At 61.6% G+C, this 18,760-nt stretch carries 14 protein-coding genes; 7 read left to right on the top strand and 7 right to left on the bottom strand.

Features of this window, described 5'->3' with window-relative positions; all coding sequences use genetic code 11:
- Positions 1–200 precede the first annotated feature (200 nt).
- The 4 genes from gabT to AC1DX3_RS19035 all read right to left on the bottom strand — a co-directional run bounded on the left by gabT (position 201) and on the right by AC1DX3_RS19035 (position 6,189).
- Positions 201–1,478, bottom strand: coding sequence for a 4-aminobutyrate--2-oxoglutarate transaminase (gabT, locus tag AC1DX3_RS19020; RefSeq protein ID WP_476990908.1), 1,278 nt, complete (start codon positions 1,476–1,478; stop codon positions 201–203).
- A 371-nt stretch (positions 1,479–1,849) separates the two neighbouring features.
- A complete protein-coding gene (locus tag AC1DX3_RS19025; RefSeq protein WP_476990909.1) occupies positions 1,850–3,418 on the bottom strand; it encodes a DHA2 family efflux MFS transporter permease subunit in 1,569 nt (522 codons plus the stop codon).
- Positions 3,419–3,611: 193 nt separating this feature from the next.
- On the bottom strand, positions 3,612–4,754 hold the full coding sequence (locus AC1DX3_RS19030) for an EmrA/EmrK family multidrug efflux transporter periplasmic adaptor subunit (protein WP_476990910.1): 1,143 nt from the start codon (positions 4,752–4,754) through the stop codon (positions 3,612–3,614).
- Between the two features lie 22 nt (positions 4,755–4,776).
- Positions 4,777–6,189 (bottom strand): efflux transporter outer membrane subunit, encoded by a 1,413-nt coding sequence (locus AC1DX3_RS19035; protein ID WP_476990911.1) that lies wholly within the window; start codon positions 6,187–6,189, stop codon positions 4,777–4,779.
- 217 nt (positions 6,190–6,406) lie between these two features.
- On the opposite strand from AC1DX3_RS19035, the gene AC1DX3_RS19040 reads away from it, so the two are divergent.
- The 5 genes from AC1DX3_RS19040 (at position 6,407) to galA (ending at position 13,986) form a co-directional block, all read left to right on the top strand.
- A complete protein-coding gene (locus AC1DX3_RS19040; protein ID WP_476990912.1) occupies positions 6,407–7,033 on the top strand; it encodes a TetR/AcrR family transcriptional regulator in 627 nt (208 codons plus the stop codon).
- A gap of 65 nt (positions 7,034–7,098) precedes the next feature.
- Entirely contained in the window at positions 7,099–7,473 is a 375-nt protein-coding gene (locus tag AC1DX3_RS19045) for a VOC family protein (RefSeq protein ID WP_476990913.1), read from the top strand.
- 119 nt (positions 7,474–7,592) lie between these two features.
- Positions 7,593–9,464, top strand: coding sequence for a GAF domain-containing sensor histidine kinase (locus AC1DX3_RS19050; protein WP_476990914.1), 1,872 nt, complete (start codon positions 7,593–7,595; stop codon positions 9,462–9,464).
- Between the two features lie 161 nt (positions 9,465–9,625).
- Complete coding sequence (locus AC1DX3_RS19055) at positions 9,626–11,287, top strand: EAL domain-containing protein (RefSeq protein ID WP_476990915.1); 1,662 nt, start codon at positions 9,626–9,628, stop codon at positions 11,285–11,287.
- 200 nt (positions 11,288–11,487) lie between these two features.
- Positions 11,488–13,986, top strand: coding sequence for a beta-galactosidase GalA (galA, locus tag AC1DX3_RS19060; RefSeq protein ID WP_476990916.1), 2,499 nt, complete (start codon positions 11,488–11,490; stop codon positions 13,984–13,986).
- 41 nt (positions 13,987–14,027) lie between these two features.
- On the opposite strand, the gene msrA is transcribed toward galA, so the two are convergent.
- Genes msrA through mtnP form a run of 3 tightly spaced genes read right to left on the bottom strand, consistent with a single transcriptional unit; the run spans position 14,028 to position 16,015 of the window.
- Positions 14,028–14,624: a peptide-methionine (S)-S-oxide reductase MsrA gene (gene msrA, locus AC1DX3_RS19065; protein ID WP_476990917.1), complete on the bottom strand. Its 597-nt coding sequence runs from the start codon at positions 14,622–14,624 to the stop codon at positions 14,028–14,030.
- Positions 14,625–14,634: 10 nt separating this feature from the next.
- Entirely contained in the window at positions 14,635–15,117 is a 483-nt protein-coding gene (msrB, locus tag AC1DX3_RS19070; protein ID WP_476990918.1) for a peptide-methionine (R)-S-oxide reductase MsrB, read from the bottom strand.
- A gap of 58 nt (positions 15,118–15,175) precedes the next feature.
- Positions 15,176–16,015, bottom strand: coding sequence for an S-methyl-5'-thioadenosine phosphorylase (gene mtnP / locus AC1DX3_RS19075; RefSeq protein ID WP_476990919.1), 840 nt, complete (start codon positions 16,013–16,015; stop codon positions 15,176–15,178).
- Positions 16,016–16,173: 158 nt separating this feature from the next.
- On the opposite strand from mtnP, the gene AC1DX3_RS19080 reads away from it, so the two are divergent.
- Together AC1DX3_RS19080 and pstS are read left to right on the top strand one after the other, a co-directional pair.
- Entirely contained in the window at positions 16,174–17,370 is a 1,197-nt protein-coding gene (locus tag AC1DX3_RS19080; protein WP_476990920.1) for a porin, read from the top strand.
- A 157-nt stretch (positions 17,371–17,527) separates the two neighbouring features.
- Entirely contained in the window at positions 17,528–18,574 is a 1,047-nt protein-coding gene (gene pstS / locus AC1DX3_RS19085) for a phosphate ABC transporter substrate-binding protein PstS (protein ID WP_476990921.1), read from the top strand.
- Positions 18,575–18,760 lie beyond the last annotated feature (186 nt).

The following is an 18,760-nucleotide window of genomic DNA, read 5'->3' on the forward strand; positions in this document are numbered from 1 at the left end:
GGGCAATGTCCATCCATTTTATAGACGGAAGCGTTTCTTTTGGCTTGCGGCGGCCGCTTCGGCCGCATGTGTTTCCGGGGCCTTATGCAGTAGTCATGGCGCTAAATAAAACTGTTACTACATTGAAAATAATAGGTTTTCAGACATTAATGCAGTGCCCTAGTTTGCGGTAATAAGATACCGCATGGCCTGGTGAGGGGTTAGAGCGTGAGCGCGGCCTCCAGCTTGTCGAGGCCTTCGTCGAGGATGGCGTCGGACGCCGTCAGCGGCGCCAGCAGGCGGATCGTGTTGCCATAGATGCCGCACGACAGCAGGATCAGGCCTTCGGCCTGGGCCTTGGTGGTGACGGCCTTGGTCGTCACGGCGTCCGGCGTATCGGCGCCGCGTTCGGTGACGATATCGAAGGCAATCATGGCGCCCAGGCCGCGCAAGGCTCTGATCGGCACGATGTCGTTGCGCTGGCTCAGCGCCTCGATGCGCGCCTTCATCCTGGCGCCCTGGCGGTTGGCGGCATCGAGCAAGTTTTCCTCGGCGATGACATCGAGGACGGCCAAGGCCGCGGCGCAGGCGACCGGATTGCCGCCATAGGTGCCGCCCAGGCCACCGACGACGGGCGCGTCCATGACATCGGCGCGGCCGACCACGCCCGACAGCGGGTAGCCGCCGGCCAGGGACTTGGCCATGGTCATCAGGTCGGGCTTGACGTCGTAATTTTCCATGGCGAACATCTTGCCGGTGCGGCCGAAGCCGGTCTGGACCTCGTCGGCGATCAACAGGATGCCGTGTTCGTCGCAGCGTTGGCGCAAGGCCCGCATCAGTTCCGGCGGCGTGATGAGAAATCCGCCTTCGCCCTGGACCGGCTCGATGATGATGGCGGCGACGGCGTCGGGCGCGATATCGGCCTTGAACAGGTAGTCGAGCATTTTCAGGGTATCGTCGGTGTCGATGCCGTGGGCCTCGACCGGAAAAGGCAGGTGATAGACGCCGGGCTGTTGCGGCCCCAGATCCTTCTTGTACGGCACGACCTTGCCGGTCAGGGCCGAGGTCAGGGCGGTACGGCCGTGGAAGCCACCGGTGAAGGCGATAATGCCGTCACGCTTGATATAGGCGCGGGCGATCTTGACGGCGTTTTCGACGGCTTCGGAGCCGGTGGTGAGGAAGACCGACTTGGCCGGGCCGTCGATCGGCGCCAGGGCGTTGATGCGTTCGGCGAGCGCGATATAGGCCTCGTAGGGCACGACCTGGAAGGCGGTGTGGGTGAAGGCGTTCATTTGGTTGAGCGCCGCAGCCTGGACCTTGGGGTGGCGGTGGCCGGTATTGAGCACGGCGATGCCTCCGGCGAAGTCGATGAAGCGATTGCCGTCGGCATCCCACAGCTCGGCGTTTTCGGCGCGGCCGGCATAGAGGGTGGTGGCGTGGCCGACGCCGCGCGCGACGGCGGCGGAACGGCGGGCGGCAAGATCGCTATTGTGGGTCATCTAAATAGGTCCATGGCGAAACGTGTGCCCGGAGCCTATCATTGTGATCACAATTTGCCAGTGCATCGCGCGGGAAATTTACGCAATGATTTTTCGCGTGTTGGAAGATTGTGCAACGGGCGGGATTTGAACGACGGATTGCCATGGGTTTCGGTTCGCGGATATGGCGCGCAAAATGGAAGTAAGGCCGGATCCACAGATAAGCCAGATCAGCACAGATTTCAGGGTAATTTCTTAGCGCCGCAGGCAAACTTTAGGCGCCTAGCGCCATCTGGCTTATCTGGCTTATCTGTGGATACTACTTTGTGCGCTTCGCGCCGTAGTCGGAGGTGGCAAAGGCGGACGCATAATTGTCGCGCCTTCAACCGTTCCTAGTGGACGTTCGACATATCGACCGGACCCTTGGGGCGCGGGATGATCCATACCACCAGAGCGCAGGCCAGGAAGACGCAGGCGGCGCCGAGGAAGACCTGGTTGGTCGACAGCATCAGGGCCTGGCCGCTGACCATGCGGTCGAACATTGAGGTGGCGACCTCTTGCGACATGCCGCTTTGGGTGAATTGGTCGATCGTCGCCTGACCGCCGGCCGCGCTACTGCCGGCAATCGCGGCAACCAGGTCGGCATGGTTGGAATTGGCATTGTTTTCCCAGATCGTGGCGACAAACGAGGTGGCGACGGCACCGGCCATGGTGCGGATGAAGTTTTGCAGGCCGGCGGCGTTGGCGGTTTCACTCGGGTCGACCGAACCCATCGACACCTGGATCAGCGGCATGAAGAAGAAGGGCATGCCGGCGCCGGTCAGGAAGATCAGGAAGGCGATCTGGCCGAAACTCATATCCGGCGTGGCCTGGCTGCGCAGGAAGGTGACGAAGGCCAGCCAGATAACGCCGAGGAAGATCAGCTTGCGCGGGTCGTATTTCACCGCCAGTTGGGCAGCGATCGGCGCGGCGAAGATGGCCAGGACCCCGACCATGCCGGTGGCGTTGCCCGCCCATGTCGCCGTCCAGCCGAGATTGTTCTGCAGCCATAGCGGTCCGATGACATTGATGGCGAAGAAGGAGCCGATCATCAGGGCCAAACATAGCATGGCGATGCTGTAGCCACGGTGACGGAAGACTTTCAGATCGACGATCGGATTGGCGTCGGTCAACTCCCAGATCAGGAAGGCGACAAAGCCGACGAGGGCGGTCAGGCCGAGGCCGATGATCAAGGGGGATTCGAACCAGTCGTTTTCCTTGCCGAGATCGAGCATGATTTGCAAGGCGCCGACCCACAGGACCAGCAACGCCAGGCCGACCGTATCGACGCGCGCCTTGGTCTTCTGGGTTTCCTGACTGAACAGGAAGCGCCAGACCAGGAAGCCGGCGCCGATGGCGACGGGGACGTTGACGAGGAAGATCGAGCCCCAGCCGAAGCTGTCGCACAGGGCGCCGCCCAGCATCGGACCGGCGACCGGCGCCACCAGGGTGGTGATGGCCCAGATGCCCATGGCGGCCGGCTGCAATTTCTTGGGGAAGATGGTCAGCAACAGGGTTTGCGATAGCGGCATCAAGGGGCCGCCGCAGAAGCCCTGGATGATACGGGCGACGATCAGAAGGTTGAGCGTCGGCGACAGGCCGCACAGCAGGGAGGCGATGCCGAAGCCGATCAGGGCGACGGAGAAGACGCGGACCGTGCCGAAGCGCGAGGCCAGCCAGCCGGTCAGCGGCACCGAAATGGCTTCGGCGACGGCGTAGGAGGTGATGACCCAGGTGCCCTGCGATGTCGACACGCCGAGCGCGCCGGCGATATTGGGTACCGAGACATTGGCGATCGAGACGTCGAGAATGGCGACGAAATTGGCCATAGCGAGCAGGATGCCGCACAGCCACAGGGTCAGGCCGGTCAGGGGGACGGGTTCTTTATAGGTCGTATCGGCGGTGGCGGCTGAGCTGGACATCGCAATCGTCCTTCTTCGAATAAGCGTCAGAGAAGCAAGTCACCCCACCACCACCGCGCAGGCGCGGCGGTCCCCCTCCCCGGCAAGCGGGGAGGTTCACGTCAGGTGAGCGTCTCTTCCTGTGCCTCCCGCTTGCCGGGGAGGAGGACCGCACGAAGAAAGCGCAGCTTTCTGGATGCGGTGGTGGGGTAGCCTAGTTGGCGACGTCGATCTTGGCGGACATGCTCATGCCGACGCGCAGCGGGTGTTGTTTCAGTTCCTTGGGGTCGAGCGAGATGCGCACAGGCAGGCGTTGCACCACCTTGATCCAGTTGCCGGTGGCGTTCTGGGCCGGGATGACCGCCTGGGACGAACCGGTGCCGGACGACAGGCCGACGACCTTGCCGTGATACTTGACCGACGAGCCGTAGGTGTCGGCGGTCAGGATGACGGGCTGGCCGATGCGCACCTTCTTCAGCTGGACTTCCTTGAAGTTGGCGTTGACATAGGCATTGTCGATCGGGACGATGCTCATCAGGGGTTGGCCGACCTGAACGCGTTGGCCGATCTCGACCGTGTTCTTGGCGACGACGCCGGAGATCGGCGCGCGGATGACGGTGCGGTCGAGATCCAGCTGGGCCTGTTGAACCTTGACGCGGGCCGCGACGACGGTCGGATTGTCCTGGACGCCGACGCCGGCGATCAGGGCGGCGTTGGAGGCGCGCTGGGCCTTGGCGGCCTGGGCGTTGGCTACGGCGTTGTTGAGGGCGGCCTGGGCCTGATCGACGGCAGTCTTGGCGGCGGCCGCGTCTTCACCGGACACGGCGCCGGAAGCGACCAGGGACTGACGGTCGTTATAGACCTGCTGAGCGTGGTCGAGGGCGGCCTGGGCGTTGGCGACGCCGGCGCCGGCGGCGTCGGCCTGGGCGCCCAAGGTGGCGTCATTGCTGTAATAGGTGCCGACCTGGCGCGACACCTGGTCGAGCTGGGCCTGGGCGCTGGCCAGGGCCAATTGCGCGTCGGTGTCGTCGAGGACGACCAGGATGTCGCCCTGTTGGACCGGCTTGGTGTCGGTTATGTTGGCTTGCTTGACCGGCGCCGAGATCAGCGGCGTGACGGCGGCCGAACTGGCGTCGACATAGGCATTGTCGGTCGAGACCGTCTTGCCGCCTTCGATCATGACATAGGCGCCGTAGGACAGGCCGGCCAGCAGGATTACCCCGCCGAAGATCATGAAGAGCGGGCCGCGGTTGGGCGAATTGACGGGCTTGGGTGGTGGCGTCGGGCCGTTACCGCCTCCGGAAACGGGCGGGCTATATTGCTCTTGCGCAGCGTTCGTGTCGTTTTGATCGGCCATGGTCGTACTTTTCGATCTGAATTTACTGATATTGGAAGCCGCCGCCCAGGGCGGCGATGAAGGTGACGCGGTCGCGATAAGCCTGCGCCCGAAGGTCGGTAAGGGATGAGTCGATGGCGACGACCTTGGCGTGGGCGGTCAGGACGTCCATCTTGGTGGTGAGACCCTTGGCAAAGCGCGCCTTGGTCAATTCATAGGCGGTTTCGGCGCTGTCGCGGCGTCCCTGCGCGGCTGTCAGTTCGCCGGCGGTTGATTGCGTCGCACTGGCGGCGTCGGCGACCTGTTGCAGGGCCTTGGTCAGGGCGTCGTCATAGGTGGCGACGGCGTCGTTATAGTCGGCTTCGGCGCCGCGATAGGCGGCGCGCAGACGGCCACCATTGAAGATCGGCAGGCTGATGGCCGGGCCGATCGAGCCGATCTGCGAATCCGGCGAACCGAGATATTGCAGGCCCAGGGACTGGATGCCCCAATAGGCGTTGAGCTTCAGGTTGGGATAAAAGTCGGCGCGGGTATATTTGATGTTCTGTCCTTGCGCTTCGATACGCAGCCGGGCGGCGGCGATGTCGGCGCGGCGCCCGATCAGATCGAGCGGCACATTGTCGGGCAGGGTGTTGACATCGACGGGCGCCAATTGCGGACGCGCAATGGTCAGGCCGCGATCGGGGCCGGCGCCGACCAGGGCGGCGATGGCATTGGCCTGCATGCGGATGGCGCCGTCGGTGGCGGCGATACGCTGGGCGATCTGGGCCTGATCGTCTTGGGCGGCCAACAGTACGTCCTTGGCATCGAGCTTGTGATCGGCGCGCGATTGATAGAGGTCGAGCTTGATGTCCGAGCCTTGCTTCAGCAGGGCCAGTTCGTCGCGCGTCTCATAAAGACGATTGAGTTCGACATAGGCATTGACGACGGCGGTGGCGATATTCTGACGCACGACGACCGTATCGAGTTCGGCGGCGCGCGCCTGACTGCCGGCCCCCTTGATGGCGGCGCGGCTCTTGCCCCAGAGATCGATATCGTAATTGGCGTCGACGGTGAAACGGCCTTCGGGCAGGTAGCCGCCCGGCAGGAAATCCTTGAAGGCCGGCGGGAAGCCCATATTAAGGCTCTGCTTGGTTTCGACCACCGAGCCGTTCAGCGTCAGGGTCGGTTTCAGCGCGGCGTGGACCTGGTCCTCGAGTGCCTGGGCCTTGTCGAGGCGCGCCTTGGCCGCCAGCAGGCTGGGCGAATGGGCAAGGGCCTCATCCATCAGGCCGTTCAATTGCGGGTCATTGAAACCCTGCCACCAGCTGGTGGCCGGCCAGGCGCCATTCTGGCTGGCCAGGGTCTCGGTGCTGGCGAGATCCGTGGCGGCCAAGGGCGCGACCGTAGTCGACGGCGGCACGCTGGCGCAGCCGGCGACCAGGGCGGTGATGGCGGCGAATGACAAAAATCGCACGGCCCTGGTTGCAGGGCGGGGAAAAGGATAGCGATGCGCGTGCATAGGGGGGAGGTCCTGCAACACAAAAAGGTGAACCGTACTGTACAGTTTGATTTAAATGCGCTAGAGTACGACTCATGTCAAGCCTGAACTGTACAGTATGGTACAGTTTTTTCACAAGCCCTTTCCGGCAGGGAAATGCCGGAAAGTGTCAGTAGTGTACCTAAGGGAATAAATGGACGCACCCGCCGTCAACTTCCGCGACCAGCGCCGCGAGCGCATTATTCAAGTGGCGCGTTCGGTCTTTTACGAAGTCGGTTATGCCGGCGCCAGCATGTCGATGATTTCGGCCCGCCTCGGCGGTTCGAAAGCGACACTCTATGCCTATTTCAACAGTAAGGAAGAGTTGTTCGAGGCGATCATCCGCGAACAGTGCGCCGGCATGGCGGAACTGTTCGAGGCCCATATCGGCAGCGACGACCTGCGCCAGAGTCTGACGGCGATGGCACGGGCGCTGATGGGCGCGGTCATGTCGGATCCGACCATCCGCACTATCCAGCTGGTCGTCGAGGAAAGCCACCGCAATCCGCACCTGGCGCAGATGTTCCATAATGTCATGCAGAGCCAGGGCGCGTCCAGCATGCACGGCCTGTTACAGGCGGCGCATGACAAGGGGCAGATCGATGCCCCCAATATCGAGGAAGCCACCTCGGTGCTGAAGAGCCTGTTGCTGGGTGACAGCCATTTCAAGCGCATTATGAATATCGCGCCGGAGCCCGACCAGGCGCAACTGTTCCGCAAGATCGATCTGGCCGTCGATGTCTTCATGACCTATTACGGGCGCGAATCTGCCAAATCCTGATCCATGCTGACAAAATTTGGCAGCAGGAGCATCTAGTCGTTGACCTGTCATTACAGGAGGCGACCATGACCGAACTCAACTATATTTTGCTTGCCGTCGACAACCCTACGGTCAGCGCCGAGACCTATAGCCGGATACTCGGCGTCCGGCCGGTTGAAAATTCTCCGACCTTCGTCCTTTATGTCTTGCCGTCTGGGCTCAAGCTGGGCCTGTGGATCAAGAGCGGCGTCGAGCCGTCGCCCAGGGCGCCTGGCGGGGTTGAATTGTCTTTCAGCGAGCCCGATGCCGAGGCCGTTCGCGCCACCTGCGCCACATGGCGAGGCCTGGGTCTGGATATTGTCCAGGAACCGACGCAGATGGATTTCGGCTTTACCTTTGTCGCCGCCGATCGCGATGGCCACCGTCTGCGCGTCTTTGCTTTGAGCGCGGATCCGACCTGAATTCGGCGCTCCAAGGCACCGTTCTTAATAATCGTTAAGTGCGGGCCTTGGTTAAGAAGTTTATTTACAAATGGGTAAACCTTTTTGGTTAACTTGGCCTGATCCAAGAAGGTTGTACCATGCCCCAATTTGCCGAAGACACCACGATCGCCCACGCCGTTTCGCACAAGGCCGAGGCCAAAGCGCACGAACGCGAGCTTGAATTCGGCCGTATCTGCAAATCGGTTTGTGAACTGGCCGCGGGCCTGTTCGACACGCCGTTGGCCATCGTCAAGATCTACGAAGGCAGCCAATTGGTGGTCAAGGGCACCGCCGGGTTCGCCAGTGAGGCCAATCTTGACGACATTTCCTTTTGCCAGCGCAAGTTGATCCCCGGTGAAAGCCTGATCATCCCCGACGCCACGGCCGATGCACGCTACTTCCTCGAAGCCGCCGTGCTGAACGCGCCGAAGCTGCGCTTCTATATCGATGTGCCCCTGGTCAGCGACGGCGTCGTCCTGGGTGTGCTGATCCTGACCGAGCGTCAGCCGCGTCATGACTTCACCGGCCATAAGCTCAATCTTTTCCGTCAGTTCGCCAACAATGCCGCGACGACCATCGCCCTGGCGCAAGGCACGACCGAGCGTAATGACATCCTGTTCGAGCTGAAATCGAACCAGATCCGTTTCGACCTGGCCCAGGAAATGACCGGCATCGGCCATTGGGCGATCGACCTGAAGACCCGCGAAGTCACCTGGTCCAAGGGCCTCTATGCCGTCTATGGCCTGTCGTCCAAGTCGTACAAGCCGCGGGTCGCCACCCAGCTCGACATCTACGAACCGCAGGACCAGGCGATCATTATCGACAAGTTCCAGCGTGCCGTGAACTATGGCGAAGACTTCGATTTCAACGTCGAAATCCTGCGCCGCAAGGACAAGATCAACCGTACCATCCGCACCAAGGGCGGTGTCGAATATGACGATGCCGGTACGCCTGTGCGCCTGTGCGGCGTCGTTCGCGACATCACCGAAGGCGCCACGGACCAGGAAGAACTGATTCGCGCCCGCATCGCCGCCGAAGACAGCAACGAAGCGCGCAACGAATTCCTCAGCCACATCACCAACGAATTGAAGACCCCGCTCAACAACATCCTGGGCTATGCCCGCCTGCTGAGCGAGCAGCGCTTCGAAAATCCCGATGTCGCCGGCTATACCTCCAACCTGCTGAAGTCCGCCAAGGCGCTGCAATCCCTGGTCAAGGACACGGTCGACACCCAGGGTTTTGACGCGGTGTCGCGCGACGGCGAACTCAACGAAGACGCCGTCAGCGTCGTCAACCTGGTCAAGGATTGCGTCAATCAGTTCGCCGCCACCGCTCAGGCCAGCCAAACCAAGCTGACCGCCCATTTCGTCGACATGGACAATGCCTATGCCCAGCTCGATTCGATGCGCCTGCGCCAGGTCATCCAGAACCTGATCAGCAATGCCTGCAAGTTCACCAAGGGCGGCCTGATCAATGTTACGGCCAGCCAGGTCAATGTCGATAACGCCAACTGGCTGCGCATCAGCGTCCGCGATACCGGCATCGGTATGAGCGAAGAGCAAAGCCTCGGCCTGTTCAACGGCCAGAAGGACGACGCCAATATTAACCGCAAGTTCGGCTCGGCCGGCCTCGGCCTGTCGATCTCGAAAGCCATTGTCGATATCCTGGGCGGCCACATCGGCGTCGTCTCGCGCCATGGCGAAGGCTCCAACTTCTGGTTCGAAATCCCGGTTCAGTGGGTCGAAGCGCCGGCACGTGCGACGCTCGACTTCGCGTCCCAGAACTTCGCCTCGCAGCCCCTGGCCGCGCCGATGATCGCTTCGCGCCCCGTCATGCGGGCACCGGCCGATCCGATGCGCCCGACGGCCTATACGCCGGTGGCGCCGCAGCGTCAGGTTCCCGACGAAGACCGCATCAATCGCGAATATCTCAAGGCATTGCTTCAGGATATGAAGCTTGACGTTCAGTAAGGCGTAATTGCAGTAAAGCCTAAGCGTACCACCATCACCATCAGACTTTTTACGCCCGGGTTCATGCCCGGGCGTATTTTTGTCGGGATTACCGTATTTTAAATCTTGTTTGCTACGGTAGGGTTTGGCGGGTGCAGAAGCGCCCGGAGGCGGGCGGAACAATGATCTCAAACCAGGGCAAGACGGCCGGCGACGATTACAAGTCGCAACGCGACCGCTATATCGCCTTTTCGCTGGCTGCCGCCGATCTGCTGATCGAGGTCGACGACCAGTTTCGCATTATCAAGACCATCGGCGCCACCCAGGCTTTGCTCAGTGAGGCGCCGGCCGACATGGTGGGACGCGACGTCTGCGAGGTCTTCAAAACCTCCGATCGCTCATTCGCCCAGCGCCTGCTGGCCAAGGCCAAGGCCATCGGTCGCATCGAGCCGTGCAGTTTGCACCTCGACCAGGACAGCGACAAACCGCTGCTGGTCAATATGGGCGCCTGTTTCCTGCCGACTCGCAACAACACCTATATCAGCCTGACCGTGCTGTCCTCCGCCGCCACGTCGACCGAGGCACGCGATGCCACGACGGGCCTGCTGGCCGCGGCAGATTACAAGAATTTGGCGCAAAAGGCGCTGGAAGACGGCAAGGCGCCGCGCGAAATGAAGATGGTGCGCCTGAAGGGGCTGAGCCGGGCGGTGCGTGGCATGCCCGACGAACAGGCACAGATGCTGCTCGGTGAAATCGGCTCGGTCCTGCGCGCCCAATCCATGGGCGGCACGTCGGCGGCGCGGTTGTCGGACGAGGAATTCAGCTATATTCCGCCGGCCAAGGGCGACACGGCGACACCGGAAAGCCTGACGCGCGATTTCAAGGCGGTCGCCATGGCCGCCGGCCTAGCCGACAACAGCTTTACGCCGACCGTGATGAGCCTGGAACTGTCGACCGGCAATCTCGATCACGACAGCGTGGCGCGCGCCTTAAGCTATGCCCTGACCAATTTCAGTTCGGGCAGCAAAGCCAATATCAGCTCGCTGGAGCAGGGGCTGAAATCGGCCATGGCCGAAACAGTCAATCACTTCGACCAGATCCGCGCCCTGATCGACAAGAGCGATTTTACCCTGTTCTATCAACCGGTTGTCGATCTGCAGGACCGCAGTATCCATCATTACGAAGCGCTGATGCGCTTTTCCGACGGCCGTAAACCCTACGACACGATCCGCATGAGCGAGCAACTGGGCCTGGTCCAGGACTTCGATCTGGCGGTGTGCCGCAAGGCTATCGACATGCTGGAAGCGCGGCCGGACGTGTCTATCGCCGTCAACCTGTCGGGCGGTTCGATCGAGAACGAAGAGTTCCGTGAAAAGCTGCGCGTGCTGGTGATGCCGTACCGCGAACTGCAAAACCGGTTGATGTTCGAATTGACCGAGTCGAGCGAGATCAAGGACCTCGATGCCGCCGGCGCCTTCCTGCGCTGGTTGCGCCGTGCCGGGTTCCAGGTGTGTCTCGATGATTTCGGCGCCGGCGCCGCGGCCTATGCCTATCTGCGCAATTTTGACGTCGATTTCGTCAAGATCGACGGCCCGTTCCTCAAGGAAGCCCGCGAAAATCCGCGCCAGCGCGCCTTGATTCGCTCGATCGCCGTGCTGTGCAAGGAATTGAACTCACACGTCATCGCCGAGATGATCGAGGACGAGGCGACGGCGAAACTTTGTATCGAGATGGGTATCGGATATGGCCAGGGTTACCATCTCGGCAAACCCAAGCCGTTGATGATGTCGCAGCCAGAGCATATTGTCGGCAAGCGCAAGGGCTTCAGCGAAAGCTGGGGCTAGCTTTACTCGGCTCATCGCCGTTGGGCAGGGCCAAAATTGTACGACAATTTTCCTTGCCATCCTGATATTGTATGACAATATGCCGGCCTGCGTGTCAGGCCGGCCAGCCTCGACGCGTGTCATTCTGCGATCGACTCGACTTGACCTCGGCCAGGTTCCGGTCTTCTTTCGTCATACTCAGAAACGTTCAGGGACCCGCCATGACCCATCTCAACCGCCGTCATCTGCTTGTCACCGCCGCGACTGTCGCCGCCTTGCCGGTGTTCAACGCTCAGGCAGCCGTGCCGGCTGTGCCCGTGGGTGCCGTCCCCGCCGACGACGATCTGGCGCCACGCGTGCGCCAACGCTTCGATACGGGCTGGCGCTTCGCCTTCGGCCATCTTTATGACGAGCACAAGGATTTCGAGTTTGGTACGGATTTGCGCACCTATGCCAAGCAGGGACCGGATTCGACGCCCGCCGCGGCCTTCGATTACGACGACTCGGCCTGGCGCCAGGTCAACCTGCCGCACGACTGGGCAGTCGAACTGCCCTTCGTCGACAGCCATTTCCAGCCGCCGGCCAATATCGATCCCGCCAAGCCGTGGGAGGGCTGGGATCCGGCCGCCAATCACGGTTACAAGCCGCTGGGGCGCGACTATCCCGAGACCAGTGTCGGTTGGTACCGTAAGACGCTGAAACTGGACGCCGCCGATGCCGGCAAGCGCATCAGCCTGGAGTTCGACGGCATTTTCCGCAACGCCATGGTCATCATCAACGGCTATATCGTCAAGATCAATGACAGCGGCTATTCGCCGTTCCGGGTCGAGCTGAACGACTTCCTCAATACCGACGACAAGCCCAATACCATCCTGGTGCGGGTCGACGCGTCGCTGGGCGAGGGCTGGTTCTACGAAGGCGCGGGCATTTACCGCCATGTCTGGCTGGTCAAGACCGATCCTGTCCATGTGCCGCAATATGGCGTTCTGGTGCGCTCCAAGACTGACGGCACGGTCCAGGTAACGACGACCCTGCGCAACGATTCCGACGATGCCCAGCCGGTGACCCTGAACTCGGCCTTTACGGCGCCCGACGGCAAGACCTTCTCGGTCAAGGACATTACCGTCACGCTGCAGCCGTGGCAGGAGATCGAACTGTTCCAACCGGTCAAGATCGACGCTCCGTTGTTGTGGTCGCTGGAGACGCCGCAGCAATATGTCCTGACGACCTCGCTGTCGCGTAACGGTGCCGTGGCGGACAAGGTGGTGACGCGGTTCGGCCTGCGCGATTTCCGCTTTGATCCGAATGAAGGCTTCTTCGTCAACGGCAAACCGGTCAAGATCAAGGGCACCTGCAACCATCAGGACCATGCAGGGGTCGGCGCCGCCTTGCCGGACGCCATCCAGGTTTACCGTATCAAGGTGTTGAAGGAGATGGGTTGCAACGCCTATCGCACCTCGCATAATCCGCCGACGCCGGAACTGCTCGACGCGTGCGACCGCCTGGGCATGCTAGTCATCGACGAGACGCGGCTGATGACGTCGAGCGACGAGGGCCTGGCGCAGTTGAAGACCCTGGTCCTGCGCGACCGCAACCGGCCTTCGGTCATGTTGTGGTCGATCGGCAATGAGGAACCGCAACAGGGCACCGACCGTGGCGCCCATGTCGGCAAGACGATGAAGCGGCTGGTCAATCAACTGGATCCGACGCGGTTGGTGACGGCGGCCATGGACAATGGCTATGGCTATGGCATCACCTCGGTGATCGACGTCATGGGCTTCAACTATCGCGACGGCAAGATCGACCAGTTCCACGCCGATTTCCCGGGCATACCGATCATCGGCACCGAAACCGCCTCGACGGTCTCGACGCGCGGCGAATATGTCGACAGCGCCGCCGACCACATCGTGCCGGCCTATGATACGACGGCGCCGTCGTGGGCGACGACGGCCGAGGTGTGGTGGCCGCACTTTAATTCGCGGGCGTTTATTGCCGGCGGCTTTATCTGGACCGGATTCGATTATCGCGGCGAGCCGACGCCTTACAGCACCTGGCCCAGCGTCTCATCGCAGTTCGGCGTTATCGATCTGTGCGGATTTCCGAAGGACAATTACTACTATTATAGCGCCTGGTGGCGGTCGGAGCCCTTGTTGCACCTGTTCCCGCACTGGAACTGGGAAGGCAAGGAGGGGCAGCCGGTATCGGTGTGGGCGCATTCGAACTGCGATGAGGTCGAGCTGTTCGTCAATGGCAAGTCCGTGGGCAAGAAGGCCATGGTCAAGGATATGCACGTCGAATGGAGCGTGCCTTATGCGCGGGGCAAGATCGAGGCCTTTGCCTATAAAAATGGCACGGTGGTGCTGAAGGACAAGCGCATGACGGCCGGGGCTGCGGCCAAGGTGGTGCTGACGGCGGATCGTGTGTCGCTGAAGGGCGACGGCATGGATTGCGCCGTCCTCCGCGCCGAGGTGTTCGACGTCTATGGCCGGCCGGTGCCGAAGGCCGACAACCTGGTCAAGTTCGCGGTGACCGGGCCGGGCGCTGTGATCGGTGTCGGCAACGGCAATCCCAACAGCCACGAGGCCGACAAGGCGTCGCAACGCATGGCCTTCAACGGGTTATGCTGTGCGATCGTGCAGACGACCGGCGCCGGGGCCGTCACGGTCACGGCTTCGGCCGATGGTTTGACCAGCGGCAAGGTTGTGCTCAAGGCCATCTAACGGGTCAAGGGCCTGTGGCCCCTGCCGCCGGAGGCTCTTATTTAGTCCGCCAGGTTGCCCCAGATCTTGTGCAGGGCCGGCGATCGTCCGCAGCCGGCGGCATAGGCGTCATAGGCGATCTGGTGGGTCTTCCAGTAGTGCTGATGATAGTCTTCGGCCGGGTAGAACGGCAGACCCGTGCCGGTCGACTTGACGATCAGGGTATAGATCGGCTTGTTCAGCTGCTTGCCGACGGCGGCCTTGGAGGCATTGGCGGCAGCGTACTGGGCGTCGTTATAAGTAAAGATGGCAGTGTGGTAGCTGGGGCCGAAATCGCAGATGACGCCGTCCGGATTGGTCGGGTCGGTGTGGTGCCAATAGGTGTCGAGCAGTTGCTGATAGGTTACCTTGGCGGGGTCGTAGGTGACTTCGACGGCCTCGACATGGCCGGTTTGTTCGCCGGTGACGTCGCGATAGCTCGGGTTCTTGACATGGCCGCCCATGAAGCCGGCGCGGGTATTGGTGACGCCGGTTACATGATCGAAGGCCTTTTGCATCGACCAGAAGCAGCCGCCGGCGAAAACGGCGGTATCGGCATTGGCGGCGCTGGCTAAGGCCGCGAGGCACAAGGCGGTGGTGGCGAAAAGCTTTTTCAACATGGTTGGATCCTTAGGCTGGTATAAACTTTAAAGCGACGCCGTTGTTGCAGTAGCGCAGGTGGGTTGGGGCCGGGCCGTCATTGAAGACGTGGCCCTGGTGGCCGCCGCACTTGGCGCAGTGATACTCGGTGCGCTCGGAGATCAGCTTGAAGTCGCTCTTGGTGCCGATGTGGCCGGGGATGGCGCGGAAGAAGCTGGGCCAGCCGGTGCCGCTATCGAACTTGGTGTCGGAATTGAACAGGGTCAGGTCGCAGCCCAGGCAGGCGAAGACGCCCTTGCGGTGCTCGTCCAACAGCGGCGAGGTGAACGGACGTTCCGTACCCTCATGGCGCAGCACGTCATACGACGCGGGCGGCAGGCGGCGCTTCCATTCGTCGTCGCTGAGATTAAGCGGCGGGATGGAACCGGCGGCGGCGCTGGGCGCCTGGCTGCAGCCGACGGCGGCGCCGAGCGCGCTCAGGCTGATCATGGAGAGGAAATTGCGGCGTAACATGGGGCACCTCGTGGGAACTTACTCACCTTTATACGCGTTAATCCTCGATTGGGTTACATCAACGCAGCAATACTTCCAACAGGGCGCGCTTCTCGGGCGGCAGGCTGTCCAGTTTGACCATCAATGATCCCTTCAAGGCCTGACGATAATCGTCATCCGTGGCGGGAAGAGGGCCGTCGAGCAGGCGCGCCAGGATGGCTTTGGCCGCACCCAGGCTTTCGCCGAAGCGTTGCATGATGGCGGCGACGCTGACCTGATCGCCGTCGCGCCAGCAATCATAATCTGTCACAATTGCCAGTGTGGCGTAGGCCATCTGGGCCTCGCGCGCCAAAAAGACCTCCGGCACATTGGTCATGCCGACCAGGTCGGCGCCGATCGTGCGCAACATGTGGCTTTCGGCCCGAGTGCCCAGGCGCGGGCCATCGACACAGGCATAGGTCACGTCGTCATGGATGGTGTGGCCGAGGTCCCGCGCCGCCGTTGCGACCCATGACCGCATCGCCGGACAGACGGGTTCGGCCGTCGAGATGTGGGCCGAAAGGCCGCCGCCGAGGAAGGTCTTGTCGCGCGGACCCTTGACCAGATCTATATATTGCGAGGCGACGGCGAACTGGCCGGGCTGGATGGCTTCGCGCAGGGAGCCGACGGCGGAGACGCCCAGCACCTGGCGGACGCCCAGGATTTTCAACGCATAGATATTGGCGCGGTAATTGACCTCGTGCGGTAAAAACTCATGGTTTCGGCCGTGGCGCGGCAGGAAGAGGACCGTGCGGCCGGCATAGGCCGCTTCGAGAACCGGCGCCGACGGGGCGCCGTATGGCGTCGAAACCGCGTGCTCGCCAACGATCTTCAGATGGTCGAGCGCATAGAGACCCGTACCGCCAATAATGCCCAACATCAGAGTCTCCCAAATATCACACAATCGTCCGCGTACACCCTGTGTCACACAACTGTCACCCAAGCTACACGCGACCGTCACATGGGGTCCCTATAGCGCCCTACGTGGCCACATTAAGGCCTCAAAAATCGCACGAAACACCCAAAGGGGCTTCCACCATGAAATTGTCTTCTCTCCTCGCCGGCGCGGCCGCTGCCTCGCTGATGATGGCCGCCGCTTACGGCGCCTCCGCCCAAAGCTGGACCGATTCGATCACCGTCGGTGGTCGCATGTACCTCGACTTCAGCAACAACTCGTTCGAAGTCAATGGCGCTAAGTCCAGCGCCAAGAATGGCTATGGCTTCGACGTCAAGCGCGTTTACCTCCAGGTCGACAAGAAGTTCAATGACACCTATTCGCTGCAAGTGCAGACCGACGTGTCCCCGGTCCCGCAAAGCGTCGCTAGCACCACGACCTGTACCCAGGCGGCTCCGGTCGCGCCGGCCACCATCGGTGTCATCACCTGTACGACGGCCAACAGCAACACCCTGGCGGGTCAAGGCCTCTACCTGAAGAAGGCTTTTTTCAAGGCGTCTTTCTCGCCCATGCTGGAAGTCAGCATCGGTTCGAACGAACTGCCCTGGATTCCTTACGCTGAAAGCATCTACGGCAACCGTTACCTGGAAAACACTGTCCTCGAACAAAACAATGACGGCGGTCGCGGCACCTTCGGCACCTCGGCCGACTGGGGTGTCCACGTTGCCGGCAAGCTCAACGACGTCTTCTCCTACCAGGTCTCGATGATCAACGGTAAGGGCTACCGTGACTCGTCGCGCTCCAAGACGGTCGATTTCGAAGGTCGCCTGAGCGCCAAGCTGGACCAATGGAATTTCGCGGTTGGCGGTTACACCGGCAAGCGTGGCGCCAGCGTCTATAACGGCACCACCCTGGTCGCAACCCCGCATGATGCCACGCGTCTGAATGCCCTGGCCGCCTTTGTCGGCGACCGCGGCAAGCTCGGCGTTGAATATTTCACCGCCACCGATTGGGCAACCTCGGCTATCACCGACCTGACTGTCAACCACGCCAAGGGTGACAAGGCTGAGGGTGAGTCGGTGTTTGGTTCGTACCGCATCACGCCGATGTTTACGCTGTTCGGTCGCTATGACGACGTCAAGCCGTCGAAGAAGCTGAGCCCCTTCAACAAGGACGCCTATTATAACTTCGGCATTCAGACCGTTCCGATGAAGGGCATTACCCTCTCGTTGGTTGCCAAGCACAATAAGCTCGATGCCTATGCCGGCGGCGCCGTCAAGGGTGCTTTGACCCGTACGGAATTCAGCGAAATCGGCATCTTTACCGAGCTTCGTTACTAAAAATCACGGCGCCTGCCGCGGAGTGTCACATCGCTGTGACGTTCCGCGGCTATCGTAAATTATTGAATTTGCCGGCTGTCACGGAACTGTCATCGAAAACCGATACAGAGCGCGACAAAGCATGCCGGTCCCACAGACCTTCCATGGAGATGGAATTATGATGAAGTTTCTGAGCGCCGCTCTTGCCGCGCTGTTGATGACGACCTCGGTGGCTCACGCCGCCGACTCGATTTCGGGCGCCGGCGCGACCTTCCCCGCCCCGCTCTACGCCAAGTGGGCTGAAGGTTATAAGCGCACGACCGGCAACCAGCTGAACTATCAAGCCATCGGTTCCGGCGGCGGCATCAAGCAAATCGAAGCCAAGACGGTCGATTTCGGCGCTACCGACAAGCCGTTGACGCAAGCCGAGCAAGACCAATACGGTCTGTTCCAATTCCCCACCGTCATCGGCGGTGTCGTGCCGGCGATCAACGTCCCGGGCGTTCCCGCCGGCAAGCTGAAGCTGTCGGGCGCTACGCTCGCCGACATCTTCCTCGGCAAGATCACCATCTGGAACGATCCGGCCATCCAGAAGTACAACCCGGGCATGGCTCTCCCCGCCCTGCCGATCACCGTCGTTCACCGTTCCGACGGGTCGGGCACTACCTTCCTGTTCACCTCCTATCTGTCGATCGCTTCGGCCGAGTGGAAGTCTTCGGTTGGCGCTTCGGACGCCGTTGAATGGCCGACCGGTGTTGGCGGCGCCAAGAACGACGGCGTTGCCGCCCTGGTTCGCGGTACGGCCGGTTCGATCGGTTATGTCGAATACGCCTACGTCATGAAGACCGGCATCAACTACGCTCTGGTGGCTTCGCACGACGCTACCTGGCCGCAACCGAAGGCCGCTGCCTTCGCCGCCGCCACTGCCAACGCCGATTGGGCCCATGCTCCCGGCAACTACCTGCTGGTCCTGAACCAACCGGGCGCCAATGCCTGGCCGATCACCGGCGCCACCTTCATCCTGGTCTACAAGGATCAACCGAACGCCGCCAAGGCTGCCGCCGTCCTGAAATTCTTCGACTACGGCTACAAGTCCGGCGACTTCAACGCCAACGACCTCTTCTACGTGCCGCTCCCCGCCGCCGTGAAGTCCATGGTCCGCAAGCAATGGGCTGCCAACGTCAAGTCGAACGGCCAGCCGGTCTACATCTCGCCGAACCCTTAACTATCGCTCAAGCGCCGCGAGGCTCGCTGCACTGTGCTCAAGAAGCGAAGCGTTAGCACGCTTCATGGGCAGCGGCGGGCCTTGCCCTTGCCAAATCTCCATGAGATTTGGAGGGACTATCCCAGGCGAGGTGGCCTACACGGTTTACCTCGCCTGACTTGTGTCTGGAGCCTGTTGTCACTATAG

Source organism: Asticcacaulis sp. P2_B1 (assembly GCF_056404915.1).